This window comes from Streptomyces sp. NPDC086023 (assembly GCF_044540325.1).
Classification (GTDB): Bacteria; Actinomycetota; Actinomycetes; order Streptomycetales; family Streptomycetaceae; genus Streptomyces.
Genome location: NZ_JBITRX010000017.1, coordinates 1 through 16,358 on the forward strand (window position 1 = coordinate 1; position 16,358 = coordinate 16,358).

Here is a 16,358-nt window from a genome sequence, read left to right on the forward strand (position 1 = left end):
GCCCTCCGGGCGCTTCCTTCGTTTCCGACTCTATCAGATCTTTCCGACCCGATTTCCTCGGCGCTTTCCGGTTCCAGCGGCGTTTCCGTCGCTTTTCCCTTTCGGCGGTTTCAGACTCTAGCAGGTTTCCCCGGTCTGAATTCCCACCCCCAGCAGAGCGGTTCGGGCACAGGTGTGTGCCCGGGTCTTTCTGGGGTGAGGCCGTAAACGTACTGGAGCGGGGCCCCCGGATGCAAATCCGGTTGCCCCGCTCCGGTGCGGAGGGGTACGAGGGCGTCAGACCTCGACCACGACCGGGAGGATCATCGGGCGGCGGCGGTAGCCGTCGGAGACCCATTTGCCCAGCGTGCGGCGGATGAGCTGCTGCAGCTGGTGGGGCTCGACGACGCCGTCGGCGGCCTGCCTGGCGATCGCCTCCTCGATCTTCGGGACGACGGCCGCGAAGGCCGAGTCCTCGATGCCGGAGCCGCGGGCGTGGATGTTCGGGCCGCCCACGACCTTGCCGGTGGTGCTGTCCACCACGACGAAGACCGAGATGATGCCCTCGTCGCCGAGGATGCGGCGGTCCTTCAGCGAGGACTCCGTGACGTCGCCGACCGAGAGGCCGTCGACGTACACGTAGCCGGCCTGGACCTTGCCGGTGATCCGGGCCCGGCCGTCGATCAGGTCGACGACCACGCCGTCCTCGGCGATGACGATGTGGTCCTTCGGGACACCCGTCATCGCGCCGAGCTCGGCGTTGGCGCGCAGGTGGCGCCACTCTCCGTGGACCGGCATCAGGTTGCGCGGCTTGCAGATGTTGTAGAAGTACAGCAGCTCGCCGGCCGAGGCGTGGCCCGAGACGTGGACCTTGGCGTTGCCCTTGTGGACGACGTTGGCGCCCCAGCGGGTCAGGCCGTTGATCACGCGGTAGACCGCGTTCTCGTTGCCCGGGATCAGGGACGAGGCCAGGATCACGGTGTCGCCCTGGACGATCCGGATCTGGTGGTCGCGGTTGGCCATCCGGGAGAGGGCGGCCATCGGTTCGCCCTGGGAGCCGGTGCAGACCAGTACGACCTCGTGGTCGGGCAGGTCGTCGAGGGTCTTCACGTCGACGACGAGGCCGGCCGGGACCCGCAGGTAGCCCAGGTCACGGGCGATGCCCATGTTCCGGACCATGGAGCGGCCGACGAAGGCGACCCGGCGGCCGTACTCGTGGGCGGCGTCCAGGACCTGCTGGATCCGGTGGACGTGGCTGGCGAACGAAGCGACGATGATCCGCTTCTGGGCGCCCGCGAAGACTCCGCGGATGACGTTGGAGATGTCGCGCTCGGGCGGGACGAAGCCCGGGACCTCGGCGTTCGTGGAGTCCGAGAGGAGGAGGTCGATGCCCTCCTCGCTCAGGCGCGCGAACGCGTGCAGGTCGGTCAGCCGGTTGTCCATCGGGAGCTGGTCCATCTTGAAGTCGCCGGTGGCGACGACCAGGCCCGCGGGCGTGCGGATGGCCACCGCGAGGGCGTCCGGGATGGAGTGGTTCACCGCGATGAACTCGCAGTCGAAGGGGCCGAGGTTCTCCCGGTCGCCCTCCTTCACCTCAAGGGTGTACGGACGGATGCGGTGCTCCTGGAGCTTCGCCTCGATGAGGGCGAGCGTCAGCTTGGAGCCGATCAGCGGGATGTCCGCCTTCTCCCGGAGGAGGTAGGGGACGGCGCCGATGTGGTCCTCGTGGCCGTGCGTGAGGACGATGCCCTCGATGTCGTCGAGGCGGTCCCGGATGGACGTGAAGTCCGGCAGGATCAGGTCGATGCCGGGCTGCTCCTCCTCGGGGAAGAGGACGCCGCAGTCGACGATCAGCAGACGGCCGTCGAACTCGAAGACGGTCATGTTCCGGCCGATCTCGCCGAGGCCACCGAGCGGGGTGACGCGCAGGCCGCCCTTGGGCAGCTTCGGCGGGGGGCCGAGTTCCGGATGCGGATGGCTCAAAAGTCTCTCCTCACCACGCGCGCCACGTACCCCTGAGGCACGTGGCGCGCATGACATTCGTGCACTTGCTGTGTGTGTTTGTGGTTATTCAGTTGTGAAGTCCGTGGTCAGAGCTCTACCCCGCCGGCGGCGAGGTCGAGCTTGAGCTGTGCGGTCTCCTCGTCCGTGAGCCCGATCATCGGCAGCCGGAGGGGGCCGCCGGGCAGGCCCTGGAGGGCGAGCGCGGCCTTGGTGGTCATGACGCCCTGCGTGCGGAACATGCCGGTGAAGACCGGGAGCAGCTTCTGGTGGATCTCCGTGGCCTTCTGCACGTCGCCGCTGGTGTGGGCGTCGAGCATGGCGCGCAGGTCGGGGGCCACGACGTGGCCGACGACCGAGACGAAGCCGACGGCGCCGACGGAGAGCAGCGGGAGGTTGAGCATGTCGTCGCCGGAGTACCAGGCGAGGCCGCTGCGGGCGATCGCCCAGCTGGCGCGGCCGAGGTCGCCCTTGGCGTCCTTGTTGGCGACGATGCGCGGGTGCTCGGCCAGGCGGACGAGGGTCTCGGTGTTGATGGGGACGCCGCTGCGGCCGGGGATGTCGTAGAGCATGACGGGCAGCTCGGTGGCGTCGGCGATGGCCGTGAAGTGCCGGACCAGGCCCTCCTGCGGGGGCTTGTTGTAGTACGGCGTGACGGCGAGCAGGCCGTGGGCGCCGGTCGCGGCGGCCTCGCGGGCCAGCTCGATGCTGTGGTGGGTGTCGTTGGTTCCGATTCCGGCCACGACGTGGGCCCGGTCTCCGACGGCCTCCAGTACGGCTCGTACGAGGTCCTTTTTCTCCGCGTCGGTGGTGGTGGGCGACTCGCCGGTGGTGCCGTTGATGATCAGGCCGTCGTTGCCGGCGTCCACGAGGTGGGTGGCGAGGCGCTGGGCGCCGTCGAGGTCAAGCGCGCCGTCAGCCGTGAAGGGCGTGACCATGGCGGTGAGGACCCGGCCGAAGGGGGTCTGCGGAGTGGAGATCGGAGCCATGGGTAACACGCTACTCGCTGCTCTGCCCGCGGTGTCCCCTTGGGGGGACGTGTGAACCTACCGGCCTTGGCCGGGGGTGTTTGGAGCCCGGCACTGCCTGCTCGGGGGTTCAAGCAGTGCCGGGTCCGTTTGATCAGCCTAGATGAACTTCACGAAACGTCGCAATACGGACACTTCGGCGGAGTTTCCGAACATCAGTGCGCTAGGGCGCCACGCGTCCGTTCTTGTTGAACGCGGCGTACGTGAGGGGCATGAGCCTGGCCCAGTGCTCCTCCATCTTCTCGCCGACCATCTCGATCTCCCGCTGCGGGAAGGACGGCACCGCGGCCAGCTCGTGCTGGGTCCGCAGGCCGAGGAAGTGCATGAGCGAGCGGGCGTTGCAGGTGGCGTACATCGAGGAGTACAGGCCCACCGGGAGCACCGAGCGGGCCACCTCGCGGGCGACGCCGGCGCGCAGCATCTCCTGGTACGACTCGTACGCCTGGCGGTACGAGTCCTCCATGACGCGGCCGGTCAGCTCGTGCTGCGCCTGGGTGCCCTCGACGAAGACGTACTTGCCCGGGCGGCCCTCCTGGACCAGCTTGCGGGACTCGTCCGGGACGTAGAAGACCGGCTGGAGCTCCCTGTAGCGGCCGGATTCCTCGTTGTACGACCAGCCGACCCGGTGCCGCATGAACTCGCGGAACACGAAGATCGGGGCGCTGATGAAGAAGGTCATCGAGTTGTGCTCGAAGGGGCTGCCGTGGCGGTCCCGCATGAGGTAGTTGATGAGCCCCTTGGAGCGCTCGGGGTCCTTCTGGAGCTCGTCCAGGGACTGCTCACCGGCCGTCGACACACGGGCGGCCCACAGCACGTCGGAGTCGGTCGCGGCGTGCTTGACCAGCTCCACGGTGACTTCGCTGCGGAAGCTGGGCTTCGGGTCGGCTTCGGGGGTCTCGCTCACCGGCGGGGGTCCTTCCATTCGCATCGCACGGGCGGCGCCCACTCTACGGCGCCGCGCCGACAACACCGCACAGCCGGCCCAGGGGCACGAACTTCGGCGAATTCGCCGAAACAGGGCACCCATCCGGCCCGCCGTGCGTCTGACATCACGACAGCACCACACACCGTCCGCCCCCGTGACCCGGAGGGTCCCAGCCTTGAGGAGGCGCCCCCATGTTCCGCCGGCGCGAGTCCGTCCCGTTCGCCTTCGTCGCCGAGGCCGACCGTTTCCGCAGTAACGTCACTCCCCCGCCGCGCGAGAGTCTGAGCAGGACTCAGATCGCCGCCCGTAGTCTGGTCGGGCTCACGGTGGTGGCCGGACTCGTCGGCTCCCTGCTCTTCGGCATGCCGGCGCTGCAGCCCCGGAAGCCCGGCGCGGCGCCGCAGTCCGCGGCCTCCGAGGGGCGCTGACACCATCCGGACCCCCTGGGGTGGAAGGCCGACCACGGGCTGGATAGCCTCACCGGCACAGCCCAACCGAATGTGCATGTGAGTGAGGACCAGCCGTGCCCCTGCCCTTCCTGACGGCGGACAGCGCATTCGACGCGCACGAAGACACCCAACTGCCGCTGCCCCACGAGGACCACGACCGCTGGCGGCGGCCCTACCGGCCCGGCCCCTGGCGCGTGGCCTTCGGAGCGGTGCTGCTGCTCGTCGGCTCGTTCATGCTGCTCGCGACCATGACGGTCGCCTTCGTCGGCGAGGCCGTCGGCGCGCTGATCTGCCTGGGTGCCGCCTCGCTGGTGATCGGCTCCGCGCTGCGGCTGCTGCGCGCAGGCGTCTGGGTGAGCCGCGCCGGACTGCGCCGGGTGTCGTTCCTCGGCACCCGTACGGTCGCCTGGCAGGACCTGGGCGAGGTGCGCACGGTGCAGCAGCCGGTCCGCTGGCTGGGTCTGCCGCGTACCGTGCAGGGCCAGGCCCTGACGGCCGCGACGCGTTCCGGCGGTGAACTGCCGGTGCTGCTGACCGACCACAACGCCGACTTCCTGTCCCGTACCGAGGCCTTCGACCGGGCCGCCGACGCCGTGGAGGCGTGGGCGGCCGAGTACCGGCCGGCCGGGGCGGCGTAACGGCCCCGAGGAACCCCCGGAAGCCCGTACGCGCCTCAGGCGCGTACGGGCTTTCCGTCGTGCAGCGCGATGGCCCGCTGCATCGCCTTGCGCGCCCGGGGGGTGTCCCGGGCGTCGTGGTAGGCGACGGCGAGGCGGAACCAGCTGCGCCAGTCGTCCGGGGCGTCCTCGGTCTCGGCCTTGCGGCGCGCGAAGACCTCGTCGGCCGAATCGCGCAGGATCCGGCCGTACTGGTCACGGGCCAGCTCGTCGACCGGCAGGCCGCCCTCGGCCTCAAGCTCGGCCGCGAGGCCGTTGGCCCGGCTGACGAACTGGGTGTTCTTCCACAGGAACCAGATGCCGATGACCGGCAGGATCAGCACGGCCACACCGAAGGCGACAGTGAGGGCGGTGCCCTGCCGGATCAGCATCAGGCCGCGGCTGCCGGCCAGGACGAAGTAGACGACCAGGACGGCGGCCGTGATGAAGTACGTGATCTTCGCGCGCATGGTGGGCCTAGAGGTCGAGGAAGTTTTCCAGGCCGAAGGTGAGGCCCGGGGTGTCCACCACGCGGCGCGCGCCGAGCAGGATGCCCGGCATGAAGCTGCTGTGGTGCAGGGAGTCGTGACGGATGGTCAGGGTCTCGCCCTCGCCGCCGAGCAGTACCTCCTGGTGGGCCAGCAGGCCCCGCAGGCGGACCGCGTGCACCGGGACGCCGTCGACGTCCGCCCCGCGGGCGCCGTCGAGCGCCGTGGCGGTGGCGTCGGGCTGCGGGGCGCAGCCGGCCTCGGCGCGGGCCGCGGCGATCAGCTGGGCGGTGCGGGTGGCCGTGCCGGAGGGGGCGTCGACCTTGTTGGGGTGGTGCAGCTCGACGACCTCGACCGATTCGAAGTAACGGGCGGCCTGGGCGGCGAACTTCATGGTGAGGACGGCGCCGATGGAGAAGTTCGGCGCGATGAGCACTCCGGTCTCCGGGGAGGCGGCGAGCCAGGTGTTCAGCTGCGCGAGGCGGTCCTCGTTCCACCCGGTGGTGCCGACGACGGCGTGGATGCCGTGGCGGACGCAGTAGTCGAGGTTCTCCATCACCGAGGCGGGGGTGGTCAGCTCGACGACGACCTGGGCGCCGGTCTCGGCCAGCGTGTCCAGACCGTCGCCGCGGCCGAGCGCCGCGACCAGTTCCATGTCCTCGGCGGCCTCGACCGCCCGTACGGCCTCGGAGCCGATCCGGCCCTTGGCACCGAGGACCGCCACGCGCAGCTTGCTCATTGCTCTTCCTTCTACGAGGTACGGAGTGCGAGGGGATTTCTGCGGGAGGTGCTGCGGGGGAGGTCTCCCCCGCGGTGCTTACGCGACCGCTTCGTCCAGCCGGGCGGCCTGCTTCTCCTTGAGCGGGCCGATGACCGAGAGCGAGGGGCGCTGGGCGAGGACGTCCCGGGCCACCGCGCGGACGTCGTCCGGGGTGACGGCGGCGATGCTGGTGAGCATGTCGTCGACCGACATCTGGGTCCCCCAGCAGAGCTCGCTCTTGCCGATCCGGTTCATCAGGGCGCCGGTGTCCTCCAGGCCGAGGACGGTGGAGCCGGAGAGCTGACCGATGGCGCGGCCGATCTCCTCGTCCGTGAGCCCCTCGGAGGCGACCTTGTCGAGCTCGTCGCGGCAGATCCGCAGCACGTCGTGCACCTGGTTGGGGCGGCAGCCCGCGTACACGCCGAAGAGGCCGCAGTCGGCGAAGCCGGACGTGTACGAGTACACGCTGTAGGCCAGGCCGCGCTTCTCCCGGACTTCCTGGAAGAGGCGGGAGGACATGCCGCCGCCGAGGGCGGTGTTCAGCACGCCCAGGGCCCAGCGGCGCTCGTCGGTGCGGGCCAGGCCCGGCATGCCGAGGACCACGTGGGCCTGCTCGGTGCGGCGGCCGAGCAGCTCGACCTTGCCGGCGGTGCGGATGCGGCGCTCGCCGGCGCGCGGGCCGATGGGCTCGGCGTCGGTGCGGGTGAGGGCGCCGGCCTTCTCGAAGGCGGCGCGGACCTGGCGTACGACCTTGGCGTGGTCGACGTTGCCCGCGGCGGCGACGACCAGGTGGGTGGGGTCGTAGTGCTTCTTGTAGAAGCGGGCGATCTGGTCGCGGCCGAGCGCGTTGATCGTGTCGACCGTGCCGAGGACGGGGCGGCCCAGCGGGCTGTCGCCGAGCATGGTGTGGGCGAAGAGGTCGTGGACCATGTCGCCCGGGTCGTCCTCGGTCATCGCGATCTCTTCGAGGATGACGCCGCGCTCCGCGTCGACGTCGGATTCGAGGATCAGCGAGCCGGTGAGCATGTCGCAGACGACGTCGATCGCCAGCGGCAGGTCGGTGTCGAGCACCCGTGCGTAGTAGCAGGTGTACTCCTTCGCCGTGAAGGCGTTCATCTCGCCGCCGACCGCGTCGATGGCGGAGGAGATGTCGAGGGCGGACCGCCTGGCGGTGCCCTTGAAGAGGAGGTGCTCCAGGTAGTGGGTGGCGCCGTTGAGGGTGGGCGTCTCGTCACGCGAGCCCACGTGGGCCCAGATGCCGAAGGTCGCCGACCGGACCGAGGGGAGCGTCTCGGTCACGACGCGCAGGCCGCCGGGGAGGGTGGTGCGCCGGACGGTGCCGATGCCGTTCTCGCCCTTGAGCAGGGTTTGGGTACGGGCGACGGCCCGCCCCTCCGAAGAGGTGCGGGCCGTCACACGGGAACTACGCGACGTCACTTGTCGGAGCCCCCGGCGGAGCCGGTGTCGGAGGCGGTCTTGTCAGCCTCGGCGCCCGCGGCGGAGCCGCCGGTGGACTCGGTCTCGCCCTCGATCACGGGGATCAGGGAGAGCTTGCCGCGCTGGTCGATCTCGGCGATCTCGACCTGGACCTTGGAGCCGACCGCGAGCACGTCCTCGACGTTCTCCACGCGCTTGCCACCGGCGAGCTTGCGGATCTGCGAGATGTGCAGCAGGCCGTCCTTGCCCGGGAGCAGGGAGACGAAGGCACCGAAGGTGGTGGTCTTGACGACCGTACCCAGGTAGCGCTCGCCGACCTCCGGCATGGTCGGGTTGGCGATGCTGTTGATCGTGGCGCGGGCGGCCTCGGCGGCCGGGCCGTCGGAGGCACCGATGTAGATGGTGCCGTCGTCCTCGATCGTGATCTCGGCGCCGGTGTCCTCCTGGATCTGGTTGATCATCTTGCCCTTGGGGCCGATGACCTCACCGATCTTGTCCACCGGGATCTTGACGGTGATGATCCGCGGGGCGAACGGGGACATCGCGTCCGGCGTGTCGATCGCTTCCATCATCACGTCGAGGATGTGGAGGCGGGCGTCGCGGGCCTGCTTGAGGGCCGCGGCCAGGACGGAGGCCGGGATGCCGTCCAGCTTGGTGTCCAGCTGGAGGGCGGTGACGAACTCCTTGGTGCCGGCGACCTTGAAGTCCATGTCGCCGAAGGCGTCCTCCGCACCGAGGATGTCGGTGAGGGCGACGTAGTGCGTCTGGCCGTCGATCTCCTGGGAGATCAGGCCCATGGCGATGCCGGCGACGGGGGCCTTGAGGGGCACACCGGCGTTCAGCAGCGACATGGTGGAGGCGCAGACGGAGCCCATGGAGGTGGAGCCGTTGGAGCCGAGGGCCTCGGACACCTGGCGGATCGCGTAGGGGAACTCCTCGCGGGTCGGGAGGACCGGCACGATGGCGCGCTCGGCGAGCGCGCCGTGGCCGATCTCGCGACGCTTCGGGGAGCCGACGCGGCCGGTCTCGCCGACGGAGTACGGCGGGAAGTTGTAGTTGTGCATGTAGCGCTTGCGGGTCACCGGGGAGAGGGTGTCCAGCTGCTGCTCCATGCGGAGCATGTTGAGGGTGGTGACGCCCAGGATCTGGGTCTCGCCACGCTCGAACAGCGCCGAGCCGTGCACGCGCGGGATGGCCTCGACCTCGGCGGCGAGGGTACGGATGTCCGTGATCCCGCGGCCGTCGATGCGGACCTTGTCCTTGATGACGCGCTCGCGGACCAGGGCCTTGGTCAGGCTGCGGTAGGCGGCGGAGATCTCCTTCTCGCGGCCCTCGAAGGCCGGGAGGAGCTTCTCGGCGGCGAGCTCCTTGACGCGGTCGAGCTCGGCCTCGCGCTCCTGCTTGCCCGCGATGGTCAGCGCCTGGGCGAGCTCGCCCTTGACCGCGGCGGCCAGCGCCTCGTACACGTCGTCCTGGTAGTCCAGGAAGACCGGGAACTCGCCGGTGGGCTTGGCGGCCTTGGCGGCCAGGTCGGCCTGGGCCTTGCAGAGGACCTTGATGAACGGCTTCGCGGCCTCGAGGCCCGCGGCGACGACCTCCTCGGTCGGCGCCTCGGCGCCGCCCTTGACGAGCTGGATGGTCTTCTCGGTGGCCTCGGCCTCGACCATCATGATCGCGACGTCGCCGTCCTCCAGGGTGCGGCCCGCGACGACCATGTCGAAGACGGCGTCCTCGAGCTCGGTGTGCGTCGGGAAGGCGACCCACTGGCCCTTGATCAGCGCGACGCGCACGCCGCCGATGGGGCCGGAGAAGGGCAGGCCGGCCAGCTGGGTGGACGCGGACGCGGCGTTGATCGCGACGACGTCGTACAGGTGGTCCGGGTTGAGCGCCATGACCGTGGCGACGACCTGGATCTCGTTGCGCAGGCCCTTCTTGAAGGACGGGCGCAGCGGGCGGTCGATCAGGCGGCAGGTGAGGACGGCGTCCTCGGAGGGGCGGCCCTCACGGCGGAAGAAGGAGCCGGGGATCTTGCCCGCGGCGTACATGCGCTCCTCGACGTCCACCGTCAGGGGGAAGAAGTCGAGCTGGTCCTTGGGCTTCTTCGACGCGGTGGTCGCGGAGAGGACCATCGTGTCGTCGTCCAGGTACGCCACGGCGGAGCCGGCGGCCTGGCGGGCCAGGCGGCCCGTCTCGAAGCGGATGGTGCGGGTGCCGAAGGAGCCGTTGTCGATGACGGCCTCGGCGTAGTGGGTCTCGTTCTCCACTAGCGTTTTCTCCATTTTTCGTCGTCTCCGTCCTCCACCCGTGTGGCGGGGGACGGTTTTGGAGAAGCGCTCCTGGGTGCGGGCCGGTCTTCGATCGAAGCACCCGGTGCGGGGCCCCGCGGGCTCTCCGGATGCCACTACCGAGGACCGGCGTGCGTGTGGAGGGCGCTCCTCCTCTTCAGTTGTCCGTGTTGCGACCAGACTACAAAGCGTCCGGTACGTCCCGCACGTACAGCAAAGGGAGCGGTCCCCTAAGAGTGGGAACCGCTCCCTTCACAGCGTCTTACTTGGCGCCGGCCGCACCGCGGCGGATGCCGAGACGGTCGACCAGCGTACGGAAGCGCTGGATGTCCTTCTTGGCCAGGTACTGCAGCAGGCGGCGGCGCTGGCCGACCAGGATGAGCAGACCACGGCGGGAGTGGTGGTCGTGCTTGTGGGCCTTCAGGTGCTCGGTGAGGTCCGAGATGCGGCGCGAGAGCATCGCGACCTGGACCTCGGGGGAGCCGGTGTCGCCCTCCTTGGTACCGAACTCGGCGATGATCTGCTTCTTCGTGGCGGTGTCGAGCGACACGTGCACTCCTCTGTGGTGTCTGAGATTGCCGCCGAGTGCCCCAGGTCTACATCTCTGGGGAGCTTCCGTGACTCGGGAGGCGGGGTCCGCCGGGCGCTGCTCCCGGAAAACCGGGAACGCGTACACAGACGGCCGTCACACAGCGTACCAGGCGTGCGCCCGGACGGTCTCAGCTGGTGAGCGAGCGGGCCCGGGAGTACACGTCCAGGACGGCCAGGCAGAGCGGCACCAGGCTGAGCAGCACCGCCGCCTCGGTGAGGTCGAGCAGGCGCCCCCAGAAGGGTGACAGACCCTTGCGGGGGATGACCAGTGAAATTCCGGTGAGCAGGGCCGCGCCGGCGGCGACGCAGGCGGAGAGCCAGATGGTGCGGAGGTCCAGGGGGCCCCGGTCGCCGTACTGGACCAGCTCGCGGAGCAGGTCGTACGGGGGGTTCAGGGCCATGCCGAGGATCAGCAGGGCGACTGCGGCGAGGCCGGCCGCCAGGGCGCAGGCGACCTGGGAGGTGTAGCGGAAGAGGCGGGCGCGCAGGAGCATCGCGAGGCCGGCGGCCAGGGCGAGGAGCTTGCCCCAGGTGTTGTCGGAGAAGCCGAGGACGGCGGCGGAGCCGACGACAACGGCGGCGGAGCCCGCGACGAGGCCCAGCAGCATCTCGTGGCCGCGGCGGGCCTGGGCGGCGATGCGCTCGGCGTCGACCGGGGTGGTGTCGGCGCGGTCGGCGCGGTCGTCGGCGTCGGGCGCGTCGTAGGCGTCGGCGGCGCTGCGCGGGGCGGCGTACCCGATGGGGAGCCGGGCGAAGCGGGCGGACAGGCCGGGCAGGAAGGCCACCAGGCCGATGGCGACCGGGGCGCAGACGGCGGCGGTGGCGGTGGCGGAGGCCTCGGTGAGGATGGCCGCGAAGGTGGCGAGGGTGCCGGTGGCGGCCAGGAAGGTGGCCGCGACGAAGGGGGCGTCGCCGCTGGGGGTGAGCGCGACCAGGGCGACCGAGGCGGTCAGCACGCAGACGCAGCCGAGCAGGAACTGGAGGCGGCCGGGGCCGTCGCCCGCGGCGGGGGCGATGATCCCGGACCCGGCGATGAGCAGGTGGGGCAGGGCGCCGAGGCCGAGGGCGACGGCGGAGCCGCGGTCGTCGTAGACGCGGGCGCGGACGCCGGCGCAGGCGGTCAGCAGGATGCCTGCGGCGCCGGCGACGATGCCGGGCAGGCCGTGCATGTCGTGGCGGACCGGGTCGGCGTACCAGAGCACGAAGCCCAGGAGGACGAGGAGCAGGACGGCTCCGGCGAGGCCGGCGCCGCGCAGCATGTCGTCGCTCCAGCGGTGCCGGTCGCGGACGACGGCGGAGGCGACGGCGTCGGAGACGTCGTCGAAGACGGCCGGGGGCAGCGACTCGGCGAAGGGCCGCAGGCTGAGCAGCTCGCCGTCGAGCACCTGCTGGGCGGCGAGGGTGCGGGCGCCGTCGAGGACGGTGCCGTCGCGGCGGACCAGGTGGTAGCCGGCCGGTGAGCCGGCGGGCTGGGTCTGGCCGGTCAGCCGGAGGAGCTCCGGGTAGACGTCGGCGACGGCGATGTCCTCGGGGAGCGCTACGTCGATGCGGCTGTCCGGAGCCACGACGGTGACCCTGCAGAAACCGGTCGATGCGGCCGTACTCACCTGGTTGACCCCCTGATTCGCGGTTGCGCACGCTGCGCCGGTGGTGCGCGGCGCCACCCTACCGGGCGGTGGTCGGACGGTCGGCAAGTAGGATCACCGGCTGCGGCGGGATCCCCCTGGAGCCCGCGCGCAAGGAGGGCCATGGGGGCGCCGGATGACGTCCCGTCCGTTTTCAAGGGATTGATGCTCCGGTGAGCCAGATCGTCGTCAAACGCCCGCCGCGGTCCCTGCCGCCCGAGGTCCCGTCGGACGAGCTGAGGCTGGAGGCTCCACCGGAACTCCCGCGCGGGCAGCAGGAAGGCATGCTGATGCAGCTCCTGCCGATGCTGGGCATGGGCTCGTCGGTGGTGTTCTTCTTCATGCCGAACGCGCACCCCTTCATGCGCATCATGGGCGTCCTGATGCTGGTGTCCACGGGCGCGATGGTGGTGGCCCAGATCGTCCGCCACCGGCGCGGTGCGCAGGGGCAAATGGCGGACGTGCGCCGGGACTACCTCAAGTACCTGGCGCAGACGCGCCGGCAGGTGCGGCGTACGGCGCGGGCGCAGCGCGACGCGCAGCTGTACCTGCACCCGGCGCCGGAGCAGCTGTGGTCGGTGGTGGCCGAGGGCTCGCGGGTGTGGGAACGCCGGGTGGGCGACGGGGACTTCGGGCAGGCCCGGCTGGGGCTGGGCGCGCAGCGGCTGGCCACTCCGCTGGTGGCGCCGGAGACGGCGCCGGTCGACGAGCTGGAGCCGCTGACCGCGGGCGCGATGCAGCGGTTCCTGGCGGTGCACGCGTACCTGGACGGCCTGCCGGTGGCGGTGTCGATGCGGGCGTTCTACCACGTGACGGTGTCCGGGGAGCCGGAGTCGGTGCGGGGTACGGCGCGTTCGCTGGTGGCCCAGCTGGTGACGCTGCACTCCCCCGAGGACCTGATGGTGGCCGTGGTGGCGGCTCCGGGTGCGGTGCCGGCGTGGGACTGGGTGAAGTGGCTGCCGCACACGCAGGTGCCGGGTCAGGTGGACGGTGCGGGCACGAAGCGGCTGTTCGGGGACGACGTCACGGAGTTGGAGGGGCTGCTGGCCTCGCGGCTGGACGGCCGGCCGCGGTTCAGCAGGGACGTGCAGCCGGTGCTGGACCAGCCGCACGTGGTGGTGGTGCTGGACGGCGCGACGGTGCCGCCGGACTCGGTGTTCGCGGCGGCCGAGGGGCTGCAGGGCGTGACCATCGTCGAGGTGGTGCCGGGCGAGCTGGACGAGTTGCGGGGCGGGCTGTCCGTACAGGTGCGGCCGGGCCGGCTGCGGCTGGAGTCGGGTGCGGGTGTCGCGTACGAGGGCGTGCCGGACGTCCTGTCGCTGCCTGCGGCGGAGGCGCTGGCGCGGCAGCTGGCGCCGCTGCGCACGGGCGGTGGCGACGAGGACGAGCCGCTGTTGGCGAACCTGGACTTCACCGATCTGCTGAACCTGGGCGACGCCGCGTCGATCGACGTGGCCCGCACGTGGCGGCCGCGGTCGGCGGGTGAACGGCTGCGCGTGCCGATCGGCGTCGGCGAGGACGGCGCGCCGGTGATGCTGGACCTCAAGGAGGCGGCCCAGGAGGGCATGGGACCGCACGGCCTGTGCGTGGGTGCGACGGGTTCCGGCAAGTCGGAGCTGCTGCGGACGCTGGTGCTGGGCCTGGCGGTGACGCACACCTCGGAGACGCTGAACTTCGTCCTGGCGGACTTCAAGGGCGGTGCGACGTTCACCGGGATGTCGCAGATGCCGCACGTGGCGGCGGTCATCACGAACCTGGCGGACGACCTGACGCTGGTCGACCGGATGGGCGACTCGATCCGCGGCGAGCTCCAGCGGCGCCAGGAGCTGCTGCGTTCGGCGGGCAACTACGCGAACATCCACGACTACGAGAAGGCGCGCGCCGCGGGTGCCCCGCTGGAGCCGCTGGCCTCGCTGGTCCTGGTCATCGACGAGTTCAGCGAGCTGCTGACGGCGAAGCCCGACTTCATCGACATGTTCATCCAGATCGGCCGGATCGGCCGGTCGCTGGGCGTGCACCTGCTGCTGGCCTCGCAGCGCCTGGAGGAGGGCAAGCTGCGCGGTCTGGACACGTACCTGTCGTACCGGATCGGTCTGCGGACGTTCTCCGCGGCGGAGTCCCGGACGGCGATCGGCGTGCCGGACGCGTACCACCTGCCGTCGGTGCCGGGTTCCGGCTATCTGAAGTTCGGCACGGACGAGATGACGCGCTTCAAGGCGGCGTACGTGTCGGGTACGTACCGCTCGGGCGGCCGGGAGCTGTCGGTCGGGCAGTTCCCGGTGGAGCGGCGGCCCGCGGTGTTCACGGCCGCTCCGGTGCCGGTGGTGTACGCGGCGCCGGACCCGGCGTACCTGGCGGCGGCCTCCCGGCGGGAGGACGACGCGCTGGCGGACACCGTGCTGGACGTGATCGTGGCGCGGCTGGAGGGGCAGGGCGTGCCGGCCCACCAGGTGTGGCTGCCGCCGCTGGACGACGCGCCGCCGCTGGACCAGCTGCTGCCGGCGCTGGCGGGCTCGGCGGAGCGGGGGCTGCACGCGGAGGGGTACACGCGGCCGGGTGGTCTGGTCGTACCGCTGGGTCTGATCGACAAGCCGTTCGAACAGCGGCGCGAGGTGCTGTACCGGGACTTCTCGGGGGCGGCCGGCCACCTGCTGGTGGTGGGCGGCCCGCAGTCGGGCAAGTCGACGCTGCTGCGGACGCTGGTGTCGGCCTTCGCGGTCACGCACACGCCGCGCGAGGTGCAGTTCTACGGGCTGGACTTCGGCGGTGGCGGCCTCGCGGCGGTGCAGGACCTGCCGCACGTGGGCGGGGTGGCCTCGCGCCTGGACCCGGAGCGGGTGCGGCGTACGGTCGCCGAGGTGGCCGGCGTGCTGAACCGGCGGGAGGAGTTCTTCCGGGCCAACGCGGTCGACTCGATGGCGACCTACCGGCGCCGCCGGGCGGCGGGTGAGCTGCCGGGCGAGGTGTTCGGCGACGTGTTCCTGCTGGTCGACGGCTGGGGGGCGTTCCGCAACGACTACGAGCACCTGGAGCCGGTGGTCGCGGACATCGCGGCGCGCGGTCTGGGCTACGGCATCCACGTGGTGCTGACGGCGTCCCGCTACATGGAGGTGCGGGCGGCGCTGAAGGACCAGATCCTGGGCCGGCTGGAGCTGCGCCTCGGCGACGTCATGGACTCGGAGTTCGACCGCAAGGTCGCGGCGAACGTGCCCCAGGGTGCGCCGGGCCGGGGCCAGGTGCCGGAGAAGCTGCACTTCATGGCGGCGCTGCCGCGGACCGACGGGCGGACCGGCGCGGACTCGCTGCCGGAGGCGACGGCCGCGTTCGTGGAGTCGGTACGGACCTCCTGGGCCGGTCCGGCGGCGCCCGCGGTGCGGCTGCTGCCGCGCAAGCTGCCGGCGGACCGGCTGCCGAAGGGCTTCGAGTTCCCGCAGCACGGCATCGCGATCGGCATCGACGAGACGGACCTGGAGCCGGTGTTCGTCGACTTCGAGACCGATCCGTTCTTCCTGGTGTTCGGTGAGAGCGAGTCGGGCAAGACGGCGCTGCTGCGGCTGATCGCGAAGCAGATCGCCGAGCGCTACACGCCGGACCAGGCGCGGATCGTGGTGGGAGACTACCGGCGGACGCTGCTGGAGGCGGTGCCGGAGGGGCACCTGCTGGAGTACGCCCCGATGGCGTCGTCCATGCAGATGCACATGGAGGCCGTGGCCACGGTGATGGCCAAGCGGGCGCCGAAGGCCGACATCACGCCGCAGCAGCTGCGCGACCGCAGCTGGTGGTCGGGCCCGCAGCTGTTCGTGGTCGTGGACGACTACGAACTGGTCTCGTCCGGCACCGGGAACCCGATGGCCGGGCTGGTGGAGCACCTGCCGTTCGCGCGGGACGTGGGCATCCGCTTCATCGTCGCGCGGAGCTCCGCGGGCGCCTCGCGGGCGGCGTACGAGCCGTTCATCCAGCGGGTGAAGGAGCTGGGCGCGCAGGGTGTGGTCCTGTCCGGCGACCGGAACGAGGGCGACATCCTCGGCGGTGTGCGGGCCCGCCCGCTGCCTCCCGGCCGGGGCACCTTCATCTCCCGCAAGCGCGGCAACTCGCTGGTGCAGCTTGGCTGGCTGCCGGACCGGTGATCCGCGC

At 71.2% G+C, this 16,358-nt stretch carries 12 protein-coding genes; 3 read left to right on the plus strand and 9 right to left on the minus strand.

Features of this window, described 5'->3' with window-relative positions; all coding sequences use genetic code 11:
• Positions 1-276 precede the first annotated feature (276 nt).
• From ACIF6F_RS28245 to thyX, 3 genes are all read right to left on the minus strand, one after another.
• Positions 277-1,962, minus strand: a complete 1,686-nt coding sequence (locus ACIF6F_RS28245) for a ribonuclease J (protein ID WP_399952621.1) — start codon at positions 1,960-1,962, stop codon at positions 277-279.
• Between the two features lie 107 nt (positions 1,963-2,069).
• Positions 2,070-2,969, minus strand: a complete 900-nt coding sequence (dapA, locus tag ACIF6F_RS28250) for a 4-hydroxy-tetrahydrodipicolinate synthase (RefSeq protein ID WP_399952624.1) — start codon at positions 2,967-2,969, stop codon at positions 2,070-2,072.
• Between the two features lie 202 nt (positions 2,970-3,171).
• The gene (gene thyX / locus ACIF6F_RS28255; protein ID WP_399952627.1) at positions 3,172-3,930 is read right to left on the minus strand and encodes an FAD-dependent thymidylate synthase; all 759 of its coding nucleotides are present in this window, start codon (positions 3,928-3,930) and stop codon (positions 3,172-3,174) included.
• A gap of 194 nt (positions 3,931-4,124) precedes the next feature.
• Between thyX and ACIF6F_RS28260 the strand changes: the two genes are divergently transcribed.
• Both ACIF6F_RS28260 and ACIF6F_RS28265 read left to right on the plus strand, forming a co-directional pair.
• Positions 4,125-4,361, plus strand: coding sequence for a hypothetical protein (locus tag ACIF6F_RS28260; protein WP_399952630.1), 237 nt, complete (start codon positions 4,125-4,127; stop codon positions 4,359-4,361).
• A gap of 95 nt (positions 4,362-4,456) precedes the next feature.
• Positions 4,457-5,020: a hypothetical protein gene (locus ACIF6F_RS28265; RefSeq protein ID WP_399952633.1), complete on the plus strand. Its 564-nt coding sequence runs from the start codon at positions 4,457-4,459 to the stop codon at positions 5,018-5,020.
• A gap of 35 nt (positions 5,021-5,055) precedes the next feature.
• Here the strand turns inward: ACIF6F_RS28265 and ACIF6F_RS28270 are convergent, their stop codons facing one another.
• The 6 genes from ACIF6F_RS28270 to eccD all read right to left on the minus strand — a co-directional run bounded on the left by ACIF6F_RS28270 (position 5,056) and on the right by eccD (position 12,206).
• Positions 5,056-5,508 (minus strand): hypothetical protein, encoded by a 453-nt coding sequence (locus tag ACIF6F_RS28270; RefSeq protein WP_399952636.1) that lies wholly within the window; start codon positions 5,506-5,508, stop codon positions 5,056-5,058.
• A 7-nt stretch (positions 5,509-5,515) separates the two neighbouring features.
• Positions 5,516-6,265 (minus strand): 4-hydroxy-tetrahydrodipicolinate reductase, encoded by a 750-nt coding sequence (gene dapB / locus ACIF6F_RS28275; protein ID WP_399952639.1) that lies wholly within the window; start codon positions 6,263-6,265, stop codon positions 5,516-5,518.
• A gap of 78 nt (positions 6,266-6,343) precedes the next feature.
• Entirely contained in the window at positions 6,344-7,723 is a 1,380-nt protein-coding gene (locus ACIF6F_RS28280) for a M16 family metallopeptidase (RefSeq protein ID WP_399952642.1), read from the minus strand.
• Positions 7,720-9,987 carry a polyribonucleotide nucleotidyltransferase gene (locus ACIF6F_RS28285; RefSeq protein WP_399953045.1) on the minus strand — a complete coding sequence of 756 codons (2,268 nt, stop codon included), beginning with the start codon at positions 9,985-9,987 and terminating at the stop codon, positions 7,720-7,722. The genes ACIF6F_RS28280 and ACIF6F_RS28285 overlap by 4 nt, the downstream gene beginning before the upstream one ends.
• Positions 9,988-10,270: 283 nt before the next feature.
• Entirely contained in the window at positions 10,271-10,558 is a 288-nt protein-coding gene (rpsO, locus tag ACIF6F_RS28290) for a 30S ribosomal protein S15 (RefSeq protein WP_360628148.1), read from the minus strand.
• Between the two features lie 169 nt (positions 10,559-10,727).
• A complete protein-coding gene (gene eccD / locus ACIF6F_RS28295) occupies positions 10,728-12,206 on the minus strand; it encodes a type VII secretion integral membrane protein EccD (RefSeq protein WP_399952647.1) in 1,479 nt (492 codons plus the stop codon).
• Positions 12,207-12,397: 191 nt separating this feature from the next.
• On the opposite strand from eccD, the gene eccCa reads away from it, so the two are divergent.
• Positions 12,398-16,351 (plus strand): type VII secretion protein EccCa, encoded by a 3,954-nt coding sequence (eccCa, locus tag ACIF6F_RS28300; protein WP_399952651.1) that lies wholly within the window; start codon positions 12,398-12,400, stop codon positions 16,349-16,351.
• The last annotated feature ends 7 nt before the right edge of the window (positions 16,352-16,358 follow it).